A 5,920-nucleotide genomic window follows, 5' to 3' on the forward strand; every position below is an offset into this window, starting at 1 on the left:
CCGGCTGGACCGCGCTATGGTCCGGTCGGCCTGGGGCGGAACCGAGGACGCCGACGCCGTGGTCCACCTGGTGGACGCCGCCGCCGAGATCGCCGTCAACGAAGGCAAGGGCAAGGCCGCTGACCGCCGCGGCATGGCCGATGTCGACACCATCGTCGAGGGCCTGAAGGCCGCCGGCAAGCAGGTGATCCTGGCGCTGAACAAGATCGACGGCGTCAAGCGCGAGAACCTGCTGGCCATCTCGCAAAGGCTCTTCGAAACAGGCGTCTATACCGAGGTCTTCATGATCTCCGCCGCCACCGGCGCCGGGGTCGAGGACCTGACGAAACGCCTCGTCGAACTGATGCCCGAGGGCCCCTGGCTCTATCCGGCCGACCAGACCGCCGACCTGCCGGTTCGCCTGCTGGCCGCCGAGATCACGCGCGAGAAGATCTATCTGCGCGTCCACGAGGAGCTGCCCTATGCAGCCGCCGTGGAGACCACCTCCTTCGAAGAGCGCAAGGACGGCTCCCTGCGCATCGAACAGACCATATATGTCGAGCGCGACAGCCAGCGACCCATCGTGCTGGGCGCCAACGGCCAGACCCTGAAGTGGATCGGCCAGAAGTCCCGCGAGGAACTCACCATCCTGCTGGACAAGACCGTCCACCTGTTCCTGACCGTGAAGGTCGACGAACGCTGGGCCGACAAGCGCGAGTTCTACGGCGACGTGGGTCTGGACTTTGATGTCTAAATTCCTCCCCCAGGCCAAAGGCCGATGTGGGGGAGGTGGCAGACAGCGTAGCTGGCTGACGGAGGGGGATCGACGTAGTCGACCCCTTCGGCCCCAAACGAAGAGTCAAAGTCCCCCTCAGGCGCTTCGCGCCAGCTCCCCCAGAAGGGGAGCATCTAGCTGATGGAATTCGAAGACGACGCCTTCGTGCTTTCGGCCCGGCCTCACGGAGAGGCCGGGGCCATCGTCGAGTTCCTGACCGCCAGCCACGGCCGGTACGCCGCCCACGTGGCCGGCGGGACGTCGCGTCGGATCAAGCCCTTCCTGCAGCCCGGCGCGCGCGCCGTCATCGCCTATCGCGCCCGGGTGTCCGACCAGCTGGGTTCGGCCACTCTGGAGCCCGTGGGGGAGGGGCCTTCGGCCCTGTTCGACGACGCTCTCGCCCTGGCCGGCCTTTCGGCCGCCGCTGCCGTCGCGGCAGCGGCCCTTCCGGAGCGCGAGCCGCACCCGGGCGGCTTCTACGCCTTCGAGGCCCTGACCGATTCCCTCATCCATCCCGACATCTGGCCGGCCATCTTCGTGCGCTTCGAGGCCGGGCTGCTGCAGGACCTGGGCTTTGGCCTGGACCTGTCCAAGTGCGCCGCCACCGGCGTGCTGGACAACCTGATCTATGTCAGCCCCCGCACGGGCCGGGCGGTCAGCGCAGAGGCCGGCGAGCCTTACAAGGACAAGCTCCTGCACCTGCCGCCCTTCCTGCTCTCGGCCCAGGGCGGCATCGCGCCGGGCGACATCCGCGCCGGCCTGGACCTCACCGCCCACTTCCTGCAGGCCTTCGTGTTCAACCCCCTGAACCGGCCGCTGCCCAACGCCAGGCTCTGGCTTGTGGACCGTCTATCTGACGCAGACCGGCTCTAGAGACGCGCGCGCCCCGGCCCGCTAGAATCACCGCGCAACCGAGTTCGCGATTCTCCCATGTCCAAACACACCCCACCGCCCTTCGAGGGCGACGGCGACCGCATCATTGACGAGCCGCTGTCCGAGGCCCTGTCTCGGCGCTATCTCGCCTATGCGCTCTCCACCATCACCGGCCGGGCCCTGCCCGATGTGCGCGATGGCCTGAAGCCCGTGCACCGGCGGCTGATGTACGCCATGCGCATGCTGCGGCTGGACCCCACCACCACCGCCAAGAAGTGCGCCCGCGTGGTCGGCGACGTCATCGGTAAGTACCACCCGCACGGCGACGTGGCGGTCTATGAAGCCCTGGTGCGCCTGGCCCAGGACTTCGCCCAGCGCTACCCGCTGGTCGACGGACAGGGCAACTTCGGCAACATCGACGGCGATAACGCCGCGGCCATGCGCTACACCGAGTGCAAGCTCACCGTCGCCGCCCAGCTGCTGCTGGACGGGATCGACGAGGACGCGGTGGACTTCCGCTCCACCTATGACGGCGAGGACGAGGAACCCGTCGTCCTGCCGGCCGGCTTCCCCAACCTGCTGGCCAACGGCTCGTCGGGCATTGCGGTGGGCATGGCCACCTCCATCCCGCCGCACAACGCCGCCGAGCTGATCGACGCCTGCCTGGTGCTGCTGAGCAACCGCGAAGCCACCACGATGGACCTGCTGGAGCACGTCCAGGGCCCCGACTTCCCCACCGGCGGCGTGATCGTCGAGCCCAAGGCCTCGATGGCTGAGACCTACGAGACCGGCCGGGGCGGCGTTCGCGTCCGCGCGCGCTGGTCCAAGGAGGACAACGGCCGCGGCACCTACCAGATCGTCATCACCGAGATTCCGTATCAGGTGAAGAAGGCCGACCTGGTGGAGCAGCTGGCCGGCCTGATCGAGACCAAGAAGGCCCCGCTGCTGGGCGACGTGCGCGACGAGAGCGCCGAGGACGTGCGCCTGATCCTTGAGCCCAAGAGCCGCAACGTCGAGCCCGAGGTGCTGATGGAGAGCCTGTTCAAGCTCTCCGACCTGGAGACCCGATTCCCGGTCAACATGAACGTCTTGGACGCCCGCGGCACGCCCGGCGTCATGAGCCTGAAGCGCTGCCTGCAGTCCTTCTTGGATCACCGCCGCGAGGTGCTGGTCCGCCGGGCGCGCTTCCGTTTGGCGAAGATCGAGGCGCGGCTGCACATCCTCGACGGGATGGTGATCGCCTTCCTCAATCTGGATGAGGTGATCCGCATCGTCCGCTACGAGGACGAGCCCAAGACCAAGCTGATCGACGCCTTCGAGCTCTCCGACATCCAGGCCGACGCCATCCTCAACACCCGCCTGCGCCAGTTGGCCCGGCTGGAGGAAATGGAGCTGCGCCGCGAACACGCCGAGCTGGCCGAGGAACGCGACGGCCTGGTCAAGATGCTGGGCGACGACAAGCAGCAGTGGAAGCTCGTGGGCGTGGGCCTCAAGGACGTGCGCGCGATCCTCGGTCCCGACACCACGCTCGGCCGCCGCCGCTCCACCTTCGACACCGCTCCCGTCTGGGACGCCGAGGCGGCCCTGGAAGCCATGATCGTGCGCGAGCCGATCACCGTGATCCTATCGGACCGCGGCTGGATCCGCGCCGCCAAGGGCCGTGTCGAGGACCCCTCGGAACTGAAGTTCAAGGAGGGCGATAAGCTCGGCTTCCTGGTTCCGGCCGAGACCACCGACAAGCTGCTGATCTTCGCCTCCGACGGCCGGTTCTTCACGGTCGGCTGCGACAAGCTCCCCTCGGCCCGCGGCCACGGCGAGCCCCTGCGGCTGATGCTCGACCTCGACGACAAGACCGACATCATCGACATCTTCCCCTTCAAGGCGGGCTCCAGGCGGGTCATCGCCTCGAAGGAGGGCTACGGCTTCGTGATGCCGGAGGAGGAGGCCATCTCCGCCCGCCGCGCCGGCAAGCAGGTGCTCAACGTCGGCGCCAAGGGCGCGGCCTTCGCCATGCCGGCCACCGGCGACCACCTGGGCGTCATCGGCGACAACGGCAAGATCCTGATCTTCCCCCTGGCCGAACTGCCGGAGATGCCGCGCGGCAAGGGCGTCAAGCTGCAGACCTATCGCGAGGGCGGCCTGCGCGACGCCATCGTCTTCAACGAGACCGACGGCGCAACCTGGATCGACCCCGCCGGCCGCACGCGGGTCTGGGCCGAGTGGAAGGACTGGCTCGCGCGGCGCGCCGCCGCCGGCAAGCTGGCGCCCAAGGGCTTCCCCACCAGCAAGCGGTTCAAGCCCAAGTAGCCGGGGCTGAAACTTGACTTTCGCCCCCCCTCATGCGCCCTTCCGCGCCTTGATTTTCTAGAGCTTTGGCGACCATGCATCCCCACCGTTCCCATACCTGCGGCGCCCTCCGGTCGGCGGACACGGGCCAGAATGTCCGCCTGTCGGGCTGGATCCACCGCAAGCGCGACCACGGCGGGCTGATGTTCATCGACCTGCGCGACCACTACGGCCTGACCCAGCTGGTGATCAGCCCCGAGACCCCCGGCTTCGACCGCGTCGAGCGCCTGCGGGCCGAGAGTGTGATCCGGGTGGACGGCCAGGTCCTGGCCCGCTCGGCCGACACCATCAACCCCAACCTGCCCACCGGCGAGGTCGAGATCCGCGTGTCGTCCATCGACGTGATCTCGGAAGCCGCCGAGCTGCCGCTGCCGGTGTTCGGCGAGCCCGACTATCCCGAGGAGCTGCGGCTCAAGCACCGCTATCTCGACCTGCGCCGCGAGACCCTGCACAAGAACATCGTCCTGCGCTCCAAGGTCATCCAGTCGATCCGTAACCGCATGATCGGCCAGGGTTTCCTGGAGTACCAGACCCCGATCCTGACGGCCTCGTCGCCGGAAGGCGCGCGCGACTTCCTGGTGCCCTCGCGCCTGCATCCGTCCAAGTTCTACGCGCTGCCGCAGGCGCCGCAGCAGTTCAAGCAGCTGCTGATGGTGGCCGGCTTCGACCGCTACTTCCAGATCGCTCCCTGCTTCCGCGACGAGGACCTGCGCGCCGACCGCAGCCTGGAATTCTACCAGCTCGACGTGGAGATGAGCTTCGTCACCCAGGACGACATCTTCGCGGCCATCGAGCCGGTGATGCACGGCGTCTTCGAGGAGTTCGCCGACGGCAAGAGCGTCACCCCCTATCCGTTCCCGCGTATCCCCTATCGCGACAGCATCGCCTGGTACGGCTCCGACAAGCCCGACCTGCGCAACCCCATCAAGATGGCCGACGTCTCCGAGCGCTTCCGCGGCGGCGGCTTTGGCCTGTTCGCCCGCATCCTGGAAGACGCCAAGAACGCCGTCTGGGCGATCCCGGCCCCCAAGGGCGGAAGCCGCGCCTTCTGCGACCGCATGAACTCCTGGGCGCAGGGCGAGGGCCAGCCGGGCCTGGGCTACATCTTCTGGAGCGAGGACCAGGGCGCCTGGGGCGGGCCCATCGCCAAGAACCTGGGCGCAGAGGCCACCGACGCCCTCATGAAGGAAATCGGCCTGGGGCAGGGGGACGCCGCCTTCTTCGTCGCCGGCGATTCGAAGAGCTTCTACAAGTTCGCCGGCTCGGCCCGCACCAAGGTCGGGACCGACCTGAAGCTGATCGACGAGGATCGCTTCGAATTCGTCTGGATCGTCGACTTCCCCATGTTCGAGATGAACGAAGACACCAACCACGTCGACTTCTCGCACAACCCCTTCTCCATGCCCCAGGGCGAGCTGGAGGCCCTGGAGACCAAGGACCCCTTGGACGTCCTGGCCTACCAGTACGACATCGTCTGCAACGGCTACGAGCTGTGCTCGGGCGCGGTGCGGAACCACCTTCCCGAGGTGATGCTGAAGGCCTTCGACATCGCCGGCTACGGCCCCAGTGTGGTCGAGGAGCAGTTCGGCGGCATGCTCAACGCGTTCCGCCATGGCGCCCCGCCGCACGGCGGCCTGGCCCCCGGCATCGACCGAATTGTCATGTTGCTGGCCGGCCAGACGGCCATCCGCGAGGTCATCGCCTTCCCGCTGAACCAGCAGGGCCAGGACCTGCTGATGAACGCGCCGTCAGAGGTCGAGGAAAAGCAGCTCAAGGAACTGCACGTCCGTCTCGCCCCGCCGATCAAGGTCTAGCTCGACAGGCCTACTCGGCGCTGATCAGTCGCGCGGTTCGGCGGGCGGCGCCGGCGGCCGGGGCAGGCGCGGCGCGGCCGGTGGGGCGGGCGGACGCCAGCCGGTCAGGCGCGCGCCGCCGCCGTGGCAGCCG

4 protein-coding genes are annotated in these 5,920 nt (G+C 68.1%); all 4 read left to right on the forward strand.

Translation table 11 applies throughout. From position 1 onward, the window contains the following. Positions 1-733: GTPase Era (era, locus tag RMO97_RS12375; protein WP_310541373.1), on the forward strand; the 733-nt coding region annotated here is incomplete at its 5' end. A gap of 162 nt (positions 734-895) precedes the next feature. Beyond that, positions 896-1,627: a DNA repair protein RecO gene (gene recO, locus RMO97_RS12380; protein WP_310541374.1), complete on the forward strand. Its 732-nt coding sequence runs from the start codon at positions 896-898 to the stop codon at positions 1,625-1,627. A 57-nt stretch (positions 1,628-1,684) separates the two neighbouring features. Beyond that, positions 1,685-3,934 (forward strand): DNA topoisomerase IV subunit A, encoded by a 2,250-nt coding sequence (gene parC, locus RMO97_RS12385; RefSeq protein WP_310541375.1) that lies wholly within the window; start codon positions 1,685-1,687, stop codon positions 3,932-3,934. 65 nt (positions 3,935-3,999) lie between these two features. Further along, complete coding sequence (aspS, locus tag RMO97_RS12390; RefSeq protein ID WP_310541376.1) at positions 4,000-5,787, forward strand: aspartate--tRNA ligase; 1,788 nt, start codon at positions 4,000-4,002, stop codon at positions 5,785-5,787. Positions 5,788-5,920: the final 133 nt, after the last annotated feature.

This window comes from Phenylobacterium sp., from assembly GCF_031425575.1.
Classification (GTDB): Bacteria; Pseudomonadota; Alphaproteobacteria; order Caulobacterales; family Caulobacteraceae; genus Phenylobacterium.

Coding starts and splice junctions, on each gene's coding strand:
- parC (WP_310541375.1), top strand. CDS start 1,685: ATGTCCAAACACACCCCACCGCCCTTCGAGGGCGACGGCGACCGCATC.
- recO (WP_310541374.1), top strand. CDS start 896: ATGGAATTCGAAGACGACGCCTTCGTGCTTTCGGCCCGGCCTCACGGA.